Genomic DNA, 17,849 nt, shown 5'->3' with positions numbered 1-17,849 from the left:
CTCCCGGGCGGGAGAGGGTTGGGGTGAGGGATCAGGTCGATCCGGAGAGGTCGCATTCCTCACCCTGTCCCTCTCCCGCCCGGGAGGGGGGACCCGCGCCTTCGTCCTGCACCCGTGGAGCCCCCGGCTCGCCCTGTGAAGCCGCAAGCCCACGAGGGGAAGGGGAAACACGCTGCTCTTTCGCTCCGTTACCGTCATGGATCGCGCTCCCCGCACCCAGCCCAAACACCTTGAGAGGGCAGGGCGCGGACCTTCTGAAACCGGCACTTTCCAACCCAGGATTCCGCCTCGCACAATCATTCTTCGAGCGTCGGTCGATCAGAGGCTTGCGGATCGGCGAAGGCGCCGCGTCGGCCTGTGGCGGCGGCCCGCCACCTGCTAGAGCGGCGGGGACGCGCGGACGTCCGAGCGACCGGTGGAGACGGGATGACCAGCGAGACAAGCCCCCACGCGGGGCACCGCATCGCGCTGATCGGCGCGCCGATCGAGGTCGGAACCAGCGAGCCCGGCGCCCTGATGGGCCCGGCAGCCCTGCGCACCGCCGGCCTCGTCCGCGCCCTGTCCGACCTCGGCCATGCGGTCACCGACCACGGCGACGTCGTCCCCGATGGTCCGGTCGGGGGGCGCGGCCTCGCCGCCGTGGCGGCCTGGACGCGTGCCCTGTCCCGCGCGGTCGAAGATGCCCTCGCTGCGGGCGCGGTGCCCCTCACCGTCGGCGGCGATCACAGTCTCTCGCTCGGATCGATCGACGGCGTCATGCGCCACGCCGCCCGTGAGCGCCGGCCGCTCTTCGTGCTCTGGCTGGATGCCCACGCCGACTTCAACACCCTGGAGACCTCCCCGTCCGGCAACGTCCATGGCATGCCGCTGGCGGCCCTGTGCGGGGAGCCCGGCTTCCCGCGCCTGTTCGCCGAGCCGGCTCCGCCGCCGCTCGCCCCGACCGATGTCCACCTGTTCGGCCTGCGCTCCATCGATGCCGGGGAGCGCGCCCTGGTGGCGGCCCGGCGGGTCGGGGTCACGGACATGCGCACCATCGACGAGTTCGGGGTCGTCGCCCCCCTGCGGCGGATCCTCGAACACGTCGCCGCCCGGCGCGCCCATCTGCACGTCAGTTTCGACATCGACTTCCTCGACCCGTCCCTCGCCCCGGGGGTCGGCACGACGGTTCCGGGGGGCGCCACCTTCCGGGAAGCGCATCTGATCATGGAGATGCTGCACGATTCCGGCCTCGTGCGCTCGCTGGACATCGTCGAGCTCAATCCCTTCCTCGACGAGCGCGGGCGCAGCGCCCGGGTGCTGGTCGAGCTGGCGGCGAGCCTGTTCGGCCGACGCATCCTCGACCGGCCGACGCTGCCGGCCGAAGCGACGCCGGGCGACGCGGCCGAACGCGGGTGATGGACGGCCGCATCCCGGACCCGCAGGAACTCGACCCGGCCGCCGCCATGCCGCCGGCGCGGCAGCGCTCCGACGGCCGCGTCCGGCTGCGCGCCGGGCCGGCCCGCACGGGCGGGGCGACGCGGATCATCGACCTGGCGGAATCGGGGCCGTCGCGCCTGCGCTTCCCGCGGGGGCCGGGGGCGCTCGAAGCCGTCCTCGTCAACACGGCCGGCGGCGTGGCGTGCGGCGACGCCTTCTCGGTGGCCCTGGAGCTCGATCCGGCGGCCGATCTCGTCCTCACCACGACGGCGGCCGAGAAGATCTACCGCTCCGACGGGCCGGTGAGCCGCATCGAGAACCGCCTGAGCCTGGGCGCGGGTGCGCGGCTCGCCTGGCTGCCCCAGGAGACGATCCTGTTCGACCGCGCCCGGGTGCGGCGGCGCTTCGAAGCCGATCTCGCCGCGGGCGCGGGCCTGCTGGCCGTGGAGATCGTCGCCTTCGGCCGTGCCGCCCGGGGCGAGCGGATCACCGCCGGGCTGTTCGCGGATGCGTGGCGCGTGCGCCGGGCCGGTCGCCTTATCTATGCCGACAGCATCGCGCTGGACGGTCCGATCAGCGATCTCCTGGCCCGACCGGCGATCGGCGGCGGCGGGCGCGCCTGCGCGACTCTGCTCGACGTCTCGGACGGTGCGGAAGCGCGCCTGGAGGAGGCGCGCGTCCTCCTGGCGGAGGCCGCCGCCCCCGGGATCGAGGCGGCGGCGAGCGCCTGGAACGGGCACCTCGTGGTCCGTGCCCTGGCGGGCGGAATCGGCCCCCTGCGCCGTCTCGCCGCCCGGTTCCTCGCCGGCTATCGCGGCCTGCCGATGCCGCGGGTCTGGCAGAGCTGAAGCGTTCCGGCGATCCGTGTCGTCACGGCCGTTGCCTGCGGCCGCCGACCTCTGCTAGAGACGCGCACCCGGAGCTGTCCGCCAAGCTCCGCGCGGCGCACAGGCGCCGTCGAGAAGGCCTCGTGGCGGAGTGGTTACGCAGAGGACTGCAAATCCTTGCACCCCGGTTCGATTCCGGGCGAGGCCTCCAACATTCCTTTCACCGATATCGCGCGCGGGCCGCCGGCCCTACGCGCCGTGGACCTGCACCATGTAGGTCTCGATCGCCTGCTGCAGGCTGTGCGTCCCGGTATTGACCCGCGCGGCGGTGCCCCGGACCTGACCGGCCTGGTCCTCGTTGGACGCGGCCGCGGCCCGGACGCCGGAGATGCTCTCGGACACCTTGCGGGCATCCGCGGCGGCGTTGAAGATGGCCCGCGCGATCTCCTGGCTGGCGCTGCCCTGTTGATCGGTCGCCTCCGCCACCTCGGAGGCGATCAGGCTCATGCGGGCGATCGTCTGGCCGATCGCCGCGATGGCACCGACCGTCCGGTCGGCGGCGCCCTGAATCGATCCGACCTGACCGGTGATGCGGTCGGTGGCGAGGGCGGTCTGGCCCGCGAGCGCCTTGACCTCCGCGGCCACCACGGCGAAGCCGCGGCCCGCGACGCCCGCGCGGGCCGCCTCGATCGTGGCGTTGAGCGCCAGGAGGTTGGTCTGTTCGGCGACGTCGCGGATCAGGGTCACGACCGCTCCGATCTCCTCCGCGGCTTGCGACAGCGTGCGGACGGTCTCCTCCAGACCCCGCGTGTCGGTCAGGGCCGAGGACGCGATCTCGCTGGTGTCCCGGACTCGCGCCTCGATCTCGCGGGCCGTGGCCGAGAGTTCCTCGGCGGCGCTGGCGATGCTGTCGACGATGCCCGCCGTCTGGCTCGAGGCGCCCGCCACGACGGTGGCCTGAACCGCCATGTCACCGGCATTGCCCGAGAGCGTGTCGGCCGCCGACATCATCGCCTCGGCCGAGCCGGCGAGGTCGGCGACCGCGCGCTGCGTCTCGACCTCGAACTCGTGCGTCGCCACCGCGAGCTTCTCGGCGCGGACCCGGTCGCGGTCGCGCCGGACCTGGGCCTCCCCATCGAGGTCGCGCTTCTGGATCAGGGCCCTCTGGAACGCCGCGATGGCCCCGGCCATCTCGCCGATCTCGTCGCGACGATGCGTGAACGGGATCGGGCGACCGAGATCGTTGGCCGCCAGCGTGGTCATGCAGCCCTTGAGCCGATTCAGCGGTTGGCGGACCTGGGTGAAGATGATCCAGATCGCGGTGAGCAGTCCCAGGGCGAGGGACACGGCCGGCACGACGATCAGCGTGATCCGCGCCGTTCGCCGGTCGGCGGCATCCGCGGCCCGGCGGGTGTTGAGGCGGTTCAGCACCTCGCGTCCGAGCGCGGCGATCTCCGCGACCATGTGCTCCCTGTTCTTCACGGTCGACTCGTCCGTCGCCTGGATCAGGGCGGCCTTGGGCGAGACCGTGAGACCCAGCTCGGCCGTGTCGTTCTGATAGGCGACGAACTCCTTGACGAAGAGATCGAACCGGCGGCGCCGGTCCTCGGGGAGCTGGTCCTCCATCGCGGCCAGGAACGGGACGCGCACCTCCTCCACGGTCGCCAGAGCCTCGTGCAGCGCGGACAGGCGCGACCGGGCCTCCGTCACGTCCTCCGCTGTGAACAGCGCCGTCGCCTGCACCACGGCGTGCTCGATCGCCTGGCCGAGCGCGCCGGCCTGCAACCCGGCGTTCCAGATCTTGTCGGTGGCCGCCGCACGCTCCTGTTCCCAGTTGGATTGGCGCACGGCGAAGATCGCGATGCCGATGGCGACGAGGGCCAGCAGCCCGATGACCGTGAAGAGCTTGAAACCGAGGGAAATGCGCATCGAGGCGGCGCCGCTTTCGAGGAGGGCTGAGAGGAACCCGCTATACCGCAGCAAGCATTGCCGTACAGTCAAATATAGCCGGCAAATATGCAAAAAGGGTACTTGGTTTTTATAGCAGATCTAGCCGGAAGGTTATTCCTGTTTCGGGCCCGCGCTCACAAATACCCGGACAAATCGGAACGACTTTGCTGTGTCGTAGCCTCGGCAATGCGCGCGCAATCATGGCGACGCTTCGCGGTTCGGTCCGGCGGGCGGGTCGAGGAGGCCGGGGCCCGTGCCGGACACCGCGACGGGCCGCGATGGGCGCCGAAGTTCAGCGCTGCGCACGCCCGAGCAACGCGCCGGTCCGATCGGCGCGCGGCAACGGCAGCGCGGCGACGATCTCCCGCCGCAGGTCATCGCACTGCGCCTCGATCAGATCGGGGAGGATATCGGACGCCTCCTCGTCGAGGGCCGCGATCAGCCGCGGACCGCCGGCCGCCCACGCGAAGACGACGCGGACTTCCCGTTCGGCGTAGGGATCCTGGGGATCGAGGCAACGATGGGTCAGCATGGTCACGGCGGCGACGGGCCGGTCGGACCGGCGGGGCCGGTCCCGTAGGACCGCGCCATGACGCGCCGATGACCCGATGAGGCCGCCCCGTTCCGCCGCACCATCCGCGCAACCGGCAGGCCGCGCGGCGCCGCGCCGTGTTGCCGAATGGCCTCGCCCGGCGCGTCATGCACCCTTCGCATCGGGCCCATGATGGGGGGATCCCCCCGGGCGGCCACGGATCGCCTCCGAGGCCCTTGCGTCCGGCGGTGCCGGTGTGTAGAGACGCGGCCGTGATCCCCGATAGCTCAGTTGGTAGAGCAGGCGACTGTTAATCGCCTTGTCGCAGGTTCGAGTCCTGCTCGGGGAGCCATCCAATCATCATCGTCTGGGGGCGTCCACGCCGGTGACGGGTTTCCCGTCCTGTGCGCGATCGGCCACCGGCCAGATCGGTGGCCGCCCGGATGAGGGCGGCGAGTTCGTGATCGTCCAGGATTCGTTCGCCCAGCCGGATGAGGCCGGACGTCTCGCGCCGCCGATCGCCCGGGCTTGCGCGCCGCGCCGGTCCGGCCCATCCGTGCCGTCGTCTCACGATGCCTGGATCCGCGATGACTCCCACCGGAACGCCCCCGCGCAGCCTCACCGCCATCGTGCTCGCGGCCGGAAAGGGCACGCGGATGCGCTCGGACCTGCCGAAGGTGCTGCACCGGATCGCCGGGCGCAGCATGCTCGGCCACGTCCTCGCCGCCGTACAGGCGGCCGGCGCCGGCCGGATCGCCGTCGTAGCCGAGCCCGGCCGCGACGACGTGGCCGCCGAGATCGCGAGGGCGGCCCCCGGCGCGCAGGTCTTCCCGCAGGCCGAGCGGCTGGGGACCGCCCACGCCGTGCTGGCCGCCCGGGCGGTGCTGACCGATCCGGACGACGACGTGGTCATCGCGTTCGGCGACACGCCGCTCATCACCGCCGAGACCTTTTTGCGCCTGCGCGCGCCCCTGGCCGACGGCGCGGCCGTCGCCGTGCTGGCCTTCGAGAGCGCGACGCCGGCGGGATACGGTCGCGTTCTCACCGCCGGGAGCCGCGTCCTGGCGATCCGCGAGGAGAAGGATGCGAGCCCGGCCGAGCGGGCCGTGACCCTGTGCAATGCCGGCCTGATGGCGCTCGCCGGGCGGCACGCTCTGGCCCTGCTCACCCGGATCGGCAACGACAATGCCGCGGGGGAGTATTACCTCCCGGACGCCGTGGCGCTCGCGGTGGCGGACGGGCTGCCGGTCACCACCGTGCCGGTGGACGAGGCGGAGGCGCAGGGTGTCAACGACCGGGTGCAGCTCGGCGTCGCCGAGGCGGCGATCCAGGCCCGCCTGCGCCGCGCCGCCATGCTGGGCGGGGCCACCCTGGTCGCCCCCGAGACGGTGTTCCTCAGCTACGACACGGTCCTCGGGCGCGACGTGGTCGTGGAACCCAACGTCGTGTTCGGGCCGGGGGTGCGGGTCGGCGACGGCTGCACGGTCCGGGCCTTCGCGCACCTCACCGAGACCGAGATGGCGTCGAGCGTGACGATCGGCCCGTTCGTGCGGCTGCGCGGGCACGCGGTGCTGGAGACCGGCGCGGAACTCGGCAACTTCGTCGAACTGAAGAACACCCGGATGGGGGCGGGCGCCAAGGCCGCGCATCTCACCTATCTCGGGGACGCGGAGATCGGCGCGAAGGCCAATATCGGCGCCGGCACGATCACCTGCAATTACGATGGCGTGCTCAAGCACCGGACAACGATCGGCGCCAGCGCGTTCATCGGCTCGAACTCGGCCCTGGTCGCCCCGGTCACCGTGGGGGAGGGGGCCTACGTCGCCTCCGGCTCCGTGATCATCGACGACGTCCCGGCCGACGCCATGGCGGTCGCCCGCGGCCGGCAGGCGGTGAAGCCCGGCTGGGCCAAGCTGAAGCGCGCCGCGTTGCTGGCCGAGAAGGCTTTGCGCAAGAAGGCGTGACGCGCCGCGGTCTCCGGCCCCTGCCGTACTGGCCGGGGCTGGCCCTGCGCGGCTCGGATCCGGTACAAGCCACCCTTGGACGCGCCCTGCGCGGAGCGGCCCGGACCTTGCGCGCAGGGCCTCCCGGGCGTCGGAGCGAGAGACAATCCCATGTGCGGCATCGTCGGCATCGTCGGGCGCGACGCGGTGGCGGGTCAGGTGATCGAGGCCCTGCGGCGTCTCGAATACCGCGGCTACGATTCCGCCGGCATCGCCACTCTGGAGCACGGGCGGCTGGAGCGGCGCCGGGCATCCGGCAAGCTCGTCAACCTGGAGAACCGGCTGGAGCGCGAACCGCTCACCGGCACGATCGGCATCGGCCACACCCGCTGGGCCACCCACGGGCGCCCCAACGAGACCAACGCCCATCCGCACGCCACCCGGCGGCTGGCGGTGGTGCACAACGGCATCATCGAGAATTTTCGCGAGCTGAAGCAGGAGCTGGAGGCCGACGGCATCGTCTTCGAGACCGAGACCGACACCGAGGTCGTCGCCCAGCTCGTCAGCCGCAACATGGACCGGCAGATGGGGCCCGTCGAGGCGGTGGCCGCCGCCCTGCCGCGCCTGCGCGGCGCCTTCGCCCTGGGCTTCCTGTTCGCCGGCGAGGAGAACCTTCTGATCGGCGCCCGCCACGGCGCCCCGCTCGCGGTCGGCTTCGGCCAGGGCGAGACCTATCTCGGCTCCGACGCCCTGGCGCTGGCCCCCTTCACGGATGCCATCACCTACCTCGACGAGGGCGACTGGGCGATCCTGACCCGGGACGGCGCCGAGATCCGCGACCAGGCCGGCGCCCACGTCGAGCGCCCGCGCCAAAAAATCGCCACGCAGGCCTACCGGATCGACAAGGGCGAGTACCGCCACTTCATGGCCAAGGAGATCCACGAGCAGCCCGAGGTGGTGGGCCGCACGCTCGCCCATTACGTCGACCTGGCGCAGGGGCGGGTGATGCTGCCCGAGGCGCTGCCCTTCGACTTCGCCAAGCTCAGCCGCGTCTATATTACGGCCTGCGGCACCGCCTTCTATGCCGGTCTCGTCGCGCGCTACTGGTTCGAGCAGGTGGCGCGCCTGCCGGTGGAGATCGACGTCGCCTCCGAGGCCCGCTACCGCGAGGCGCCCCTGGAGAAGGACGGGTTGACGCTGGTCATCTCGCAATCGGGCGAGACCGCCGACACGCTCGCCTCCCTGCGCTACGCGAAGAGCCAGGGCCAGCACACGCTCTGCGTGGTCAACGTCCCGACCTCGACCATCGCGCGGGAATCCTCCGTGGTGATGCCGACCCTGGCCGGACCGGAGATCGGCGTCGCCTCCACGAAGGCGTTCTCGTGCCAGCTCACCGTGCTGCTCTGCCTGGCGATCGCGGCCGGCCGGGCGCGCGGCACCCTCGACGCGGCCGGCGAGCGGCGCCTCGTCGACGCGCTGATCAAGGCGCCGGGCCTGATGGCCGAGGCGCTGTCCCACGAGCCGGAGATCGAGGGCCTCGCCCGGGAGATCGCGAAGGCGCGGGACGTCCTCTATCTCGGCCGGGGCACCAGCTACCCGATGGCGCTGGAGGGCGCGCTGAAGCTCAAGGAGATCAGCTACATCCACGCGGAGGGCTACGCGGCGGGCGAGCTGAAGCACGGGCCGATCGCCCTGATCGACGAGAGCGTTCCCGTGATCGTGATCGCGCCCCACGACGCGGTGTTCGAGAAGACCGTCTCGAACATGCAGGAGGTGGCCGCCCGCGGCGGGCGGATCGTGCTGATCGGCGACGCCAAGGGTGCGGCCGAGCACGGGCTCGACACCCTCGCGACCTTCACCATGCCGGCGGTCGACGCCACCGTGGCGCCGATCGTGTACGCGGTGCCGATCCAGCTGCTCGCCTACCACACGGCGGTGTTCATGGGGAAAGACGTCGACCAGCCGCGGAATCTGGCCAAGTCTGTCACCGTGGAGTAGCCGCGCCGGCCGGGCGCGGCGCCGTCCTTGCGTGCGGCCCGATCCCGCAGGAAACGGTATGCGCAGCCCATGACCGAAACCGACTCCGACGCCCTCCGCTGGCTCGACGGGCAGGAGGGCGCGATGCTGGCCCTGCTGGAGGAGCTGGTGAACATCGATTCCGGCTCCTACGACAAGGCCGGGGTCGATGCCGTCGGCGCCCGCATCGCGGACTTCCTCGCCGGCCACGGCATCCCGGTCACCACGGTCCCGGTGGAGGGTTTTGGCGACGCGCTGCGGGCCCAGGTCGCCGGTTCCGGGGGCGGGAACCGTCCGGTCGTGCTCATGGGCCACCGCGACACCGTCTTCCCGAAGGGCGAGGCCGCGCAGCGGCCGTTCCGGATCGCCGCGGGGCGCGCCTACGGGCCGGGGGTCGCCGACATGAAGGCGGGCCTCGTGATGAACGCCTTCGTGCTCGCGGCCTACCACCGGGCGGGCGGTGCGCGGGTGCCGCTCACCGGCCTGTTCACCAGCGACGAGGAGATCGGTTCCCCGGCCTGCCGGCCGATCATCGAGGAGACCGCCCGCGGCGCCCGGGCCGTGCTGAATTCCGAGCCGGGGCGGCCGACCGGCAACGTCGTCACCGGCCGCAAGGGCGGCGTGTTCATGCATCTGGAGGTGCTGGGCAAGGCCGCCCATTCCGGCGGCAATTACGCGGACGGACGGAGCGCCATCCTGGCGCTGGCCCACAAGACCGTCGCGCTCCACGCGATCACCGACCTCGACAGGGGGACGACGGTGAATGTCGGGCTGGTCTCCGGCGGCCAGTCGGTGAACACCGTCGCGCCCCGGGCGACCTGCGAGATCGACCTGCGCTACGTCACCCCGCCCGACCGGGAGGCGGCGATGGACCGGATCGCCGCCATCGTGGCGGATGCCACGGTGCCGGGAACGACCGCGCACCTGACCGTCAAGGGCGCGTTCCTTCCACTCGTCCAGGACGCGGCCTCCCGGGCGCTGTACGAGACCTACGCTGGCGTGAGCGCGGGGCAGGGCCATCCCGTCGCGGGCGAATTCGCCGGGGGCTGCGCCGATTCCGGATTCACCGCCAGCGTCGGCTGCCCGACCCTCTGCGCGGTCGGCCCGGTGGGCGGCAAGGCCCACTCGCCCGAGGAGTACCTGGAGGTGGCGAGCCTCGTCCCCCGCGCGCGGGCGATGGCGCAGACCATCGCGGCGCTGGCGGAGGGCTGAGGGAATCTGAACTCACGGGGCGATGCTCCGGCCCTTCGAACCCTCGCGGGTCTTCGCCGATCCTCTGTCGCCGCCCGCGCGAGACCCGCTCAGACGCGCAGGGCCGCCGCGAGGCGCAGCAGGAAACCGTCGAGGGCGGATTTGTCGATCCAGCGCAGCACCGCCACGAGATCGCGGTCCGGATCGCACCAGATCACGTTATTGCCAGCGCCGAGAGCGCTGAACGACGTGGCCGGCAAATGCGGCTTCGCGGTCGCGCCCCGGTTGAGCCACCAGAGATAGCCGTAGCTGTCGAGGGTCGGCGACGGGGTCAGCATGGCGCGGATCCAGCGCTCCGACAGCAGCCGCCGACCGTTCCAGGCGCCGCCGCGGTTGATGAGCAGACCGAAGCGGGCATGATCGTCGGCGCCGATGAACAGGCCGCCGCCCCAATGTCCGCCCCCCGGCACCGACTGGATCCGCGCGCCGTCGACCGTGACCCAGCTGGTGTCGTAGCCATGCCACGCCCAGTCGCGGGAGGCGCCGATCGGATCCAGGATCCGCTCGCGCAGCACCTCCGGCAGGGGGCGGCCGAAGCGTCGCATCAGGCAATAGGACAGCAGGTTCACCCGCACGTCGTTGTACTCGTAATAGGTGCCCGGCGGGTTCGGCGCGCGCCGCTGGCCCTTGCGGCTATTGTCCGCCCCCGGACCGATCTGCCGGAAATGGTCGACCTGATCGGACTTGCCGAACAACGTTCCCTGCCACTCGCTCGATTGCTGCAGCAGGTGGCGCCACGTGATCGCCCCGTTATGCGGCCCCTCGAGACACGGGTCGGGCACGCTGTCCCGCACCGGCGCGTCCACGTCGGGGATCAACCCGTCATCGTGGGCGAGGCCCGCCAGCACCGCCAGGTAGCTCTTGGCGATGGAGAAGGTCATGTCCGGCCGGCCCGTATCGCCCCAGGCGGCGACGCGGCGTCCGTCCTTGAGGATCACGCCCGCCGGACCGCCCCGCGGGCGCACCGGCCCGACGATGTCGCTCCACGGTCCGGTCTCGTTCCACTCGACGATCCCGACGTAGCGCCCGTCCGGGTAGAACAGGCTGCGGGGCCACGCGCTCTCGTTCGCCGCGGCATACGCCACCGCCTCCGCGAGGCGGGCGGGATCGAACCCGGCCTCACCGGGATCGACGGTCTCCCAGGGATCCGCGGGCCAGGACGGTGTCGTCGATGATGCCAATGTCTGCCTCACACAGGGTCTGAGTCGATGAGCGGGACGCATCGCTTGTCAGGCTCGTTCCAGACGTCCCGCTCCGCCGTGGCGCGCTCGGGAAGCCCCCGGCGACCGAGCCCTTCGCCACCCAGCCGAGACGGGAAGCAGAATGCGCGCCGCGCCATGCCGGCGGGAAACGGGCCCCGCTCCAGCGCCACGGCGCCGGACCCGCACCCCGGCGCGGCCACGGCCTTGAAAGGCTCGAAGTGATCGTGAAGATCGCTGCATATTCCTATATTGACGGAGCAGAAATCGTTTTATTAGACAATTATACACTGCGATAATAACAATAAAAATCACCAATAAACGCATCGATGCGTGTTCATCGACAGTTATTCAGTTTAAAAATCAGATTTCTCTGCCAAAAAAATCTACCCAAAAAATCCCTTCGGCCATAAACTGTCGGTTTAGTCCTGTCGGTGGATCGTCACCGCAAGCCGATAGGCTGATTCAGATCTCCCGACGATGAAGGACGTGGCGGGCGAGCATGGCGGCGGCAATCGATTCAGGATCCGGGGAAGGCCCTGCGCGCGCCCGGCATCGGACGGCTTTCGGCGTGCTCGGAAGCGCCGTCGCCCTCGTCGTACCGCTGATGCTCCTCGCCGCCCCCCGATCGGACGTCGTGGCCCTCGTGCGCGGACCGGGATCTGACGCCGCCGACCTCGCCCGCCTGGTCGCCGAAGCGGGCGGGGCAATCGTGAATGTCGGCGGCCGGCCAGATATCCTGATCGCCCGCTCGGACAGCGACGGCTTCGTCGGACGCCTCTACGCGGCGGGGGCTTGGCTCGTCCTCGACGGACGCCTCGCCGACGGCTGCGGACGACAGGGCGCCGCGCTCACCCCTCGAGACGACACCAACACCGGACATTCCACGCGATGAACCATCTCGACGCCCTCCGGCGCAGCTTCGGCCGCACGCTCATCGCGACCCTGTGGGCGCATGTGCCGATCGTTGCGGGCGCCGAAGTCGCCCTGACCGGCGGGCTGCCGGCGCCGGGCCCGATCGCGGCCGTGGTGATCCTGGCCGGGACCGCGACCCTGCTGTGGCGCCGCGACCCGATCGGCCAAGCCACGCGCATCGTCAGCGGCCTCGCCCTGATCGGCATGGCGGCCGTGTTCCTGACCGTCTTCACCGGTCATCCCTGGCAGATCGATCTGCACATGTACTTCTTCGCCTGCCTGGCCGTGCTCGTCGGCTGGTGCGACTGGCGCGTGATCCTGGCGGCGACACTGGCCACCGCGGTCCATCATCTCGCCCTGGATCTGGCGATTCCGGCGCTGGTCTTCCCGGACGCCGCCAGCGACCTCGGGCGCGTCGCGCTGCACGCGGCGATCGTGGTGACGGAGGCCGCCATCCTGATCTGGGTCTGCCGGATGACGGTCCGGTCGTTCGAGGCCCTCGGCCGATCCGAGAAGGAGGCGCAGGCCCAGCTTGCCCGCGCCAGCGTTCTGGAGCGCGAGAACGCGGACGCGCATAGCTCCCTCGATGCGGCCCGGCGGAGCACCACCGAGCAGCTGGCCCAGACCTTCGAGACGACCGTCGGCGGCATTCTGGCTCACGTCTCGACGGCGGCGACGAGCCTGCGCAGGGCTGCCGCCGACATGTCCGCGACGGCTTCGGACTCCGCACGCCGGTCGTCGGAGGTGGCCTCTGCGGCCGGGGACGCGGCGCAGACGGCCGAGACCGCGGCCGCGGCCATGGCGCAGCTCGGCGCCTCGCTGGGTGAGATCGAGCGGCAGGTGAGCGGATCCGCAGAGCTCGCCAACGTCACCGCCGCCGAGGCGGCGGACGCGGTCCCCCTGGTCCAGGAACTGAGCGCGGCCGCCGAGCGGATCGGCGACGTGGTGGCGTTGATCTCGACGGTGGCCGCCCAGACCAACCTGCTGGCCTTGAACGCCACGATCGAGGCCGCCCGGGCCGGCACGGCGGGCCGGGGCTTCGCGGTCGTCGCCGCCGAGGTGAAGGAACTGGCCAGTCAGACCGACAAGGCCACAGAGGATATCGGCCAGCAGGTCGGGCGGATCCAGACCTCCACGCATCGGGCGGTCACGGCGGTGAACGCGATCACGGTCCGCATCCGCGACATGAATGCGCTCGCCACGCAAATCACCGCATCCGTCCGCGACCAGGGTGCCGCCGCCGAGCGGATCGTCCGCAGCGTCGCCGAGGCGGCGAGCGGCACCGGCGCCGTCAGCTCCACCGTCGCGGCGGTCGCCGTGACCGTCGAGGCGACCGGAGCGACCGCGAACGGCGTCCTGGCCTCCGCCTCCGAACTGTCGGCCGAGTTCGAGACCCTCGGGCAGGAGGTCGGCCGCTTCCTGGCCTCGGTCCGCGCGGCCTGAGCAGCCCTGGACCGGGGCGGCTCAGCCGCCTCTGTGCGGCGGGTCGGGGACGCGGTCGAACGGCACGCCGTCGTACCCCTCCAGCCAAGCGGTCCGGGGTTCGGAATTCGCCGGATACGGACAGGCGTCCCTGGGACGGCCGCGCGCCCGGGCATGGGCCCCCTCGCTGATCGGATCCGGCGACGGGTCGTGGAGCGGCGTCTGGCTCATGACCGGACAACGTGCCGGCCCGGGCGCAGTTCAGCCGAGGGGCCGTTCGGCCGCACCGCCGCGTCTCAACACGAGGGCGACCCAGCCCTCGATCAGGCCCCGGCGCACCAGCGCGAAACCCTGCAGACGGTAGGCCGAGAGCACGCCCGGAACGTCGCGCTCGATCAGCCCGGACAGGACCAGCACGCCGCCGGGCGCGACCACCCGCGTCAGCGACGGGGCGAGGAGCCGCAGCGGCCGCGCCAGGATGTTGGCGAAGACCAGATCGAAGTGGCGGGGCCGGGACGCGAGCCGGTGGCGCACCCCGGGGCCGTGATAGAGCTTGAGATAGGGGCCGAGGCCGTTGGCCCGGGCATTCTCCCGCGCCGTGTGCACCGCCTCCGCGTCGAGGTCGCCGGCCACCACGGGCTGCCGGAGCGCCTTGGCGGCCGCGAAGGCGAGGATCCCGGTGCCCGTGCCGACATCCAGGACGCGGGCCGGCCGCCGCCGCTTCAGCACGTCGACCAGCGCCCGGAGGCAGCCCAGAGTCGTGCCGTGATGACCGGTGCCGAAGGCCAACGCCGCCTCGATCTCGATGGGCAGGTCGTTGGCGCGCACCGCATCGCGGTCATGCGCGCCGTGGACGAGGAACCGCCCGGCCCGGACCGGCTTCAGCCCCTCGAGCGAGGCCCGGACCCAGTCCTGCTGTTCGATGGTGCGGAACTCCGCGGTGTCGGCTGCAGCGCCGATCACGGGCCGGATCAGCGCGCGGACGTAATCCTCGTCGGGCGCATCGGCGAAGTAGGCCTCCAGCCGCCACGTGCACCCGTCCGCATCCTCGAACGCCGCCACGGCGGTCTCGGTGGGATCGAACATCTCCCCCAGCAGATCGGTCATCGCCCGCGCCGAGCGCTCGTCGGTCAGCAGGCGCAGGACGTGGGACGGGCGGTGGGGCGGAAGGCCTTCGAGCATGGTGCCGGGCTGTAACGCCCGGGCGCGCGACATCACAGGGGGCAAGGGGCGGCCGACGCGAAAAAATCCTCCCCGGGGCCGGAGCCGGGCGCGCGACCGGGCCAGGGCGCCCATTTGTTGCCGGTTGGACACAAGCCGAAATACTTGTCTTTCGAGCCAGCCAGATCAGTGTTCGGGGCCGCAGTCTGTGCTTAGTCAGTCTCGGCTTCCCGAAGCCCGAACCCTCAACTCGGGCGCGCCGTCCATTCCGCGGCGGCACGCCGGTTTTGACAGGCACCAGCGATCCATGACCTCGCCCCTCCTCATCAGCGTTGCCTTCGCGTTCGCGACCGCTGGAGCGGCTTGGCTCTGGGGGCTCCTGGTGGCGGTCGGCATGAACAGGCAGCCGGACGTCGGATCGACGGAAAAACCCGACCTCCGGACCTGGTGATCGGTCGCGTCCGGGATTCGCACGATCGGCCGCCCAGGAATGCGGCATGGTGTCTACGCGTTAACCACAGGTTCCGGCGAATCGCGCGGAACTCGCTGCGCAGCGCCACGTTTTTGCGGGCTTCGGCCGTGAATCACGATTGAGCAGGGTGCGTACCGCGTGACCAAGTCCAGGCGTTCCGGCCCCCGCGGGCCCGTGGTGGTCAACGAGGCGTCCGGACCGTCGCGGCCGCGCGACCGGCTCTTCGGCGCGCCGACGCCGGACGGCCCCCTGCCCGGCCACCTCCTCGTCCTCCTCAGCCGCCTGCACCGCGCGGAAGCCGCGCCGCCAGAGCCCCGTGAGACCCCGCACGGCTGAGACCGGGCGGAACACCCTCGAAAACAGGACACCGCCAGCCGGATGGGACGCGGCCGGGCGGACCTTGGCCGCGCGCGGCGACAACCCTATGATCCCCGTCATACCCGGCCGGATATAGCGGCCCGCGACAGGGAAGCTTAGATGCGCCTGAGCCGATGGATCCTGGCCGCGCTCGCGCTCGGCATGCTGGCGGTGCCCCCCGCATCCCGGCCGGCGCGTGCGGCGGAGCCCGTGGTGGTGTTCGCCGCGGCGAGCCTGAAGAATGCGCTGGACGACGCGGCGGCGGCCTGGACGAAAGAGTCCGGTAAGACGGCCCGGATCTCCTATGCGGGCTCGAACGCCCTCGCCAAGCAGATCGAGGCGGGGGCGCCGGCCGACCTGTTCATCTCGGCGGATCAGGCCTGGATGGATTACGTCGAGCGGGCCGGGCTCCTGAAGCCGGGCTCGCGGGTCGACCTCCTGCGCAACGCGCTGGTGCTGATCGCGCCGGGCCCCGAGAACGCCGGCTCCGATCCGCAGATCGCCCTGGCGCCCGATCTCGGGACGACGCTGCCGAAACTGCTCGGCGGCGGCAAGCTCGCCATGGCGACGATCGATGCCGTGCCGGCCGGCAAATACGGCAAGGCCGCCCTGGAGAAGCTCGGAGCCTGGGAGGCCGTGAAGGGTCAGGTGGCCCAGGCCGAGAATGTCCGCGCCGCCCTGCTGCTCGTCGCCCGCGGCGAGGCCCCCCTCGGCATCGTCTACGCCACGGACGCCGCCGCCGATTCGAGCGTCCACGTGCTGGCGACCTTTCCGGCCGACAGCCACCCGCCGATCGTCTACCCGGCTTCCGTCATCCGCGACTCGCACAATCCCGATGCCGCCGCCCTGCTGACCGCCCTGCGAAGCCCGGCCGCCCGGGGGGCCTTCGAGCGCCAGGGCTTCACGGTCGTCGAGCCGCCCAAAGCCGGCCCCTAGCGGCTCGGCCGCCGTGCTGGGTCTCACCCCGGAGGAATGGACCGCCGTCGCCCTGAGCCTGCGGGTCGCCACGGTGGCGACGCTGGCGAGCCTCGTCCCCGGCCTCGCGATCGCGTGGCTCCTGGCGCGGCGCCGGTTCCCCGGGCGGGCGCTCCTCGATGGTCTTGTCCATCTGCCGCTGATCCTGCCCCCGGTGGTGACCGGCTACCTCCTGCTGCTCGCCTTCGGCCGGCGGGGCCCGCTCGGCGGCGCGCTGGCGGAGATCGGGATCGTCCTCGCCTTCCGCTGGACGGGGGCGGCGCTGGCCTGCGCGGTGATGGGCTTCCCCCTGATGGTGCGGGCGATGCGGCTGTCGATCGAGGCTGTGGATCGCCGGCTGGAGCAGGCGGCCGGGACGCTGGGCGCCAGCCCGTTCACGGTGTTCCTCACGGTGACGCTGCCGCTGAGCCTGCCGGGCTGTATCGCGGGCGCCGTGCTGGCCTTCGCCAAAGCGATGGGCGAGTTCGGCGCCACCATCACCTTCGTGTCGAACATCCCGGGCGAGACCCAGACGCTGCCCTCGGCGATCTACACGCTCACCCAGGTTCCCGGCGGCGAGGGCCCGGCCCTGCGCCTCACCCTGGTGTCGATCGCCATATCGGTGACGGCCCTGCTGGTCTCCGAGTTCCTGGCGAACCGTGCCGGGCGGCGGCTGGGCGCGGGCTGACGCATGGCCGCCCCGGTCGCACCCCTCATCCCGGCGACGGCCGCTGGCCCGGTGACCCGGACCTCAGCCGGTATGGGCCGCGCCCGGCCCGGCGTAGGCGTAGGGGCCGCCCGCATCCAGCGCCCGCCGATAGGCCGGGCGGGCCTGGACGCGCCCGAGCCATGCCCGGACCTGCGGGCCGAGCCCGGTGCCCCGCGCCGCGAACGCCTCCAGCGGGAAGCTCATCATGATGTCGGCGGCGGTGAAATCCGCACCGCAGAGATACGGTCGGTCGGCGAGCTCCGCCTCCCAGAACGCCGCGTGCCGGCGCAGATCGGGGTCGACGAAGCCCCGCAGCACGGTGTCGGCGATCCGGCGGACCAGGGGACGCAGGAGCCACGGGCTGCCCGGCGCCAGGCGGGAGAAGATCAGCTTGAGGAGGAGCGGCGGCATCGCGGACCCCTCCGCGTAGTGCAGCCAGTAGACGTAGCGGGCGTGCGCATCCGTCCCCGGGGCCGGCACCAGCCCGCCCCCGGCCTTGGCGGTGAGATAGCTGACGATCGCACCCGTCTCGGCGACCACGATCCGGTCGTCGGTGATCACCGGCGACTTGCCCAGGGGATGGACGGCGACCAGTTCCGGAGGCGCCCGCAGGGTCTGCGGATCGCGCGCGTAGCGCTTCACCGTGTAGGCCAGGCCGAGTTCCTCCAGGAGCCAGAGGACGCGCTGCGAGCGGCTGTTCTCGAGATGGTGGACGGTGATCATCG

17 protein-coding genes and 2 tRNA genes are annotated in these 17,849 nt (G+C 71.8%); 13 read left to right on the top strand and 6 right to left on the bottom strand.

Going from position 1 to position 17,849, the window contains the following annotated elements:
• The first annotated feature begins 426 nt into the window (after positions 1 to 426).
• The 3 genes from rocF (at position 427) to MKK69_RS09900 (ending at position 2,454) form a co-directional block, all read left to right on the top strand.
• Positions 427 to 1,395: an arginase gene (rocF, locus tag MKK69_RS09910; protein WP_243967602.1), complete on the top strand. Its 969-nt coding sequence runs from the start codon at positions 427 to 429 to the stop codon at positions 1,393 to 1,395.
• Positions 1,395 to 2,264, top strand: a complete 870-nt coding sequence (locus MKK69_RS09905; RefSeq protein WP_243967601.1) for an urease accessory protein UreD — start codon at positions 1,395 to 1,397, stop codon at positions 2,262 to 2,264. Before rocF ends, MKK69_RS09905 begins: the two co-directional genes overlap by 1 nt.
• A 116-nt stretch (positions 2,265 to 2,380) precedes the next feature.
• Positions 2,381 to 2,454: transfer RNA gene (locus tag MKK69_RS09900), tRNA-Cys, on the top strand.
• A 38-nt stretch (positions 2,455 to 2,492) separates the two neighbouring features.
• On the opposite strand, the gene MKK69_RS09895 is transcribed toward MKK69_RS09900, so the two are convergent.
• On the bottom strand, positions 2,493 to 4,172 hold the full coding sequence (locus MKK69_RS09895) for a methyl-accepting chemotaxis protein (RefSeq protein WP_243967600.1): 1,680 nt from the start codon (positions 4,170 to 4,172) through the stop codon (positions 2,493 to 2,495).
• 313 nt (positions 4,173 to 4,485) lie between these two features.
• The gene (locus MKK69_RS09890; protein WP_243967598.1) at positions 4,486 to 4,725 is read right to left on the bottom strand and encodes a hypothetical protein; all 240 of its coding nucleotides are present in this window, start codon (positions 4,723 to 4,725) and stop codon (positions 4,486 to 4,488) included.
• A 276-nt stretch (positions 4,726 to 5,001) separates the two neighbouring features.
• On the opposite strand from MKK69_RS09890, the gene MKK69_RS09885 reads away from it, so the two are divergent.
• From MKK69_RS09885 to MKK69_RS09870, 4 genes are all read left to right on the top strand, one after another.
• A tRNA-Asn gene (locus tag MKK69_RS09885) sits at positions 5,002 to 5,077 on the top strand.
• A 235-nt stretch (positions 5,078 to 5,312) separates the two neighbouring features.
• Positions 5,313 to 6,689, top strand: coding sequence for a bifunctional UDP-N-acetylglucosamine diphosphorylase/glucosamine-1-phosphate N-acetyltransferase GlmU (glmU, locus tag MKK69_RS09880; protein ID WP_243967597.1), 1,377 nt, complete (start codon positions 5,313 to 5,315; stop codon positions 6,687 to 6,689).
• A gap of 150 nt (positions 6,690 to 6,839) precedes the next feature.
• On the top strand, positions 6,840 to 8,666 hold the full coding sequence (gene glmS, locus MKK69_RS09875; protein ID WP_243967596.1) for a glutamine--fructose-6-phosphate transaminase (isomerizing): 1,827 nt from the start codon (positions 6,840 to 6,842) through the stop codon (positions 8,664 to 8,666).
• 69 nt (positions 8,667 to 8,735) lie between these two features.
• Complete coding sequence (locus MKK69_RS09870; RefSeq protein ID WP_243967595.1) at positions 8,736 to 9,896, top strand: M20 family metallopeptidase; 1,161 nt, start codon at positions 8,736 to 8,738, stop codon at positions 9,894 to 9,896.
• A gap of 89 nt (positions 9,897 to 9,985) precedes the next feature.
• On the opposite strand, the gene MKK69_RS09865 is transcribed toward MKK69_RS09870, so the two are convergent.
• A complete protein-coding gene (locus MKK69_RS09865; protein WP_243967594.1) occupies positions 9,986 to 11,116 on the bottom strand; it encodes a serine hydrolase domain-containing protein in 1,131 nt (376 codons plus the stop codon).
• A 589-nt stretch (positions 11,117 to 11,705) separates the two neighbouring features.
• On the opposite strand from MKK69_RS09865, the gene MKK69_RS09860 reads away from it, so the two are divergent.
• A complete protein-coding gene (locus MKK69_RS09860) occupies positions 11,706 to 12,029 on the top strand; it encodes a hypothetical protein (RefSeq protein ID WP_243967593.1) in 324 nt (107 codons plus the stop codon).
• Positions 12,026 to 13,492 carry a methyl-accepting chemotaxis protein gene (locus tag MKK69_RS09855; protein ID WP_243967592.1) on the top strand — a complete coding sequence of 489 codons (1,467 nt, stop codon included), beginning with the start codon at positions 12,026 to 12,028 and terminating at the stop codon, positions 13,490 to 13,492. Before MKK69_RS09860 ends, MKK69_RS09855 begins: the two co-directional genes overlap by 4 nt.
• A 21-nt stretch (positions 13,493 to 13,513) precedes the next feature.
• Here MKK69_RS09855 and MKK69_RS09850 read toward each other — a convergent pair whose 3' ends face one another.
• Both MKK69_RS09850 and MKK69_RS09845 read right to left on the bottom strand, forming a co-directional pair.
• The gene (locus MKK69_RS09850; RefSeq protein ID WP_243967590.1) at positions 13,514 to 13,702 is read right to left on the bottom strand and encodes an Rmf/CrpP family protein; all 189 of its coding nucleotides are present in this window, start codon (positions 13,700 to 13,702) and stop codon (positions 13,514 to 13,516) included.
• Positions 13,703 to 13,732: 30 nt separating this feature from the next.
• Complete coding sequence (locus MKK69_RS09845; protein WP_243967589.1) at positions 13,733 to 14,653, bottom strand: 50S ribosomal protein L11 methyltransferase; 921 nt, start codon at positions 14,651 to 14,653, stop codon at positions 13,733 to 13,735.
• A 286-nt stretch (positions 14,654 to 14,939) separates the two neighbouring features.
• Between MKK69_RS09845 and MKK69_RS09840 the strand changes: the two genes are divergently transcribed.
• The 4 genes from MKK69_RS09840 to modB all read left to right on the top strand — a co-directional run bounded on the left by MKK69_RS09840 (position 14,940) and on the right by modB (position 17,103).
• On the top strand, positions 14,940 to 15,083 hold the full coding sequence (locus MKK69_RS09840) for a hypothetical protein (protein ID WP_243967588.1): 144 nt from the start codon (positions 14,940 to 14,942) through the stop codon (positions 15,081 to 15,083).
• A gap of 159 nt (positions 15,084 to 15,242) precedes the next feature.
• Positions 15,243 to 15,440: a hypothetical protein gene (locus tag MKK69_RS09835; RefSeq protein WP_243967587.1), complete on the top strand. Its 198-nt coding sequence runs from the start codon at positions 15,243 to 15,245 to the stop codon at positions 15,438 to 15,440.
• 141 nt (positions 15,441 to 15,581) lie between these two features.
• The gene (gene modA / locus MKK69_RS09830; RefSeq protein WP_243967586.1) at positions 15,582 to 16,397 is read left to right on the top strand and encodes a molybdate ABC transporter substrate-binding protein; all 816 of its coding nucleotides are present in this window, start codon (positions 15,582 to 15,584) and stop codon (positions 16,395 to 16,397) included.
• A gap of 13 nt (positions 16,398 to 16,410) precedes the next feature.
• Positions 16,411 to 17,103 (top strand): molybdate ABC transporter permease subunit, encoded by a 693-nt coding sequence (modB, locus tag MKK69_RS09825; RefSeq protein WP_243967585.1) that lies wholly within the window; start codon positions 16,411 to 16,413, stop codon positions 17,101 to 17,103.
• Between the two features lie 63 nt (positions 17,104 to 17,166).
• On the opposite strand, the gene MKK69_RS09820 is transcribed toward modB, so the two are convergent.
• Positions 17,167 to 17,847, bottom strand: coding sequence for a glutathione S-transferase (locus tag MKK69_RS09820; RefSeq protein ID WP_243967584.1), 681 nt, complete (start codon positions 17,845 to 17,847; stop codon positions 17,167 to 17,169).
• Positions 17,848 to 17,849 lie beyond the last annotated feature (2 nt).

This window comes from Methylobacterium sp. J-026, from assembly GCF_022829585.1.
Classification (GTDB): Bacteria; Pseudomonadota; Alphaproteobacteria; order Rhizobiales; family Beijerinckiaceae; genus Methylobacterium.
This window is presented reverse-complemented; position numbering and strand designations above follow the sequence as displayed.

Excerpts from the sequence above, each read along its gene's own strand:
- rocF (WP_243967602.1), top strand. The coding sequence starts at position 427 with ATGACCAGCGAGACAAGCCCCCACGCGGGGCACCGCATCGCGCTGATC.
- MKK69_RS09905 (WP_243967601.1), top strand. The coding sequence starts at position 1,395 with ATGGACGGCCGCATCCCGGACCCGCAGGAACTCGACCCGGCCGCCGCC.
- MKK69_RS09895 (WP_243967600.1), bottom strand. The coding sequence starts at position 4,172 with ATGCGCATTTCCCTCGGTTTCAAGCTCTTCACGGTCATCGGGCTGCTG.
- MKK69_RS09890 (WP_243967598.1), bottom strand. The coding sequence starts at position 4,725 with ATGCTGACCCATCGTTGCCTCGATCCCCAGGATCCCTACGCCGAACGG.
- glmU (WP_243967597.1), top strand. The coding sequence starts at position 5,313 with ATGACTCCCACCGGAACGCCCCCGCGCAGCCTCACCGCCATCGTGCTC.
- glmS (WP_243967596.1), top strand. The coding sequence starts at position 6,840 with ATGTGCGGCATCGTCGGCATCGTCGGGCGCGACGCGGTGGCGGGTCAG.
- MKK69_RS09870 (WP_243967595.1), top strand. The coding sequence starts at position 8,736 with ATGACCGAAACCGACTCCGACGCCCTCCGCTGGCTCGACGGGCAGGAG.
- MKK69_RS09855 (WP_243967592.1), top strand. The coding sequence starts at position 12,026 with ATGAACCATCTCGACGCCCTCCGGCGCAGCTTCGGCCGCACGCTCATC.
- MKK69_RS09850 (WP_243967590.1), bottom strand. The coding sequence starts at position 13,702 with ATGAGCCAGACGCCGCTCCACGACCCGTCGCCGGATCCGATCAGCGAG.
- MKK69_RS09845 (WP_243967589.1), bottom strand. The coding sequence starts at position 14,653 with ATGCTCGAAGGCCTTCCGCCCCACCGCCCGTCCCACGTCCTGCGCCTG.
- MKK69_RS09840 (WP_243967588.1), top strand. The coding sequence starts at position 14,940 with ATGACCTCGCCCCTCCTCATCAGCGTTGCCTTCGCGTTCGCGACCGCT.
- modA (WP_243967586.1), top strand. The coding sequence starts at position 15,582 with ATGCGCCTGAGCCGATGGATCCTGGCCGCGCTCGCGCTCGGCATGCTG.
- MKK69_RS09820 (WP_243967584.1), bottom strand. The coding sequence starts at position 17,847 with ATGATCACCGTCCACCATCTCGAGAACAGCCGCTCGCAGCGCGTCCTC.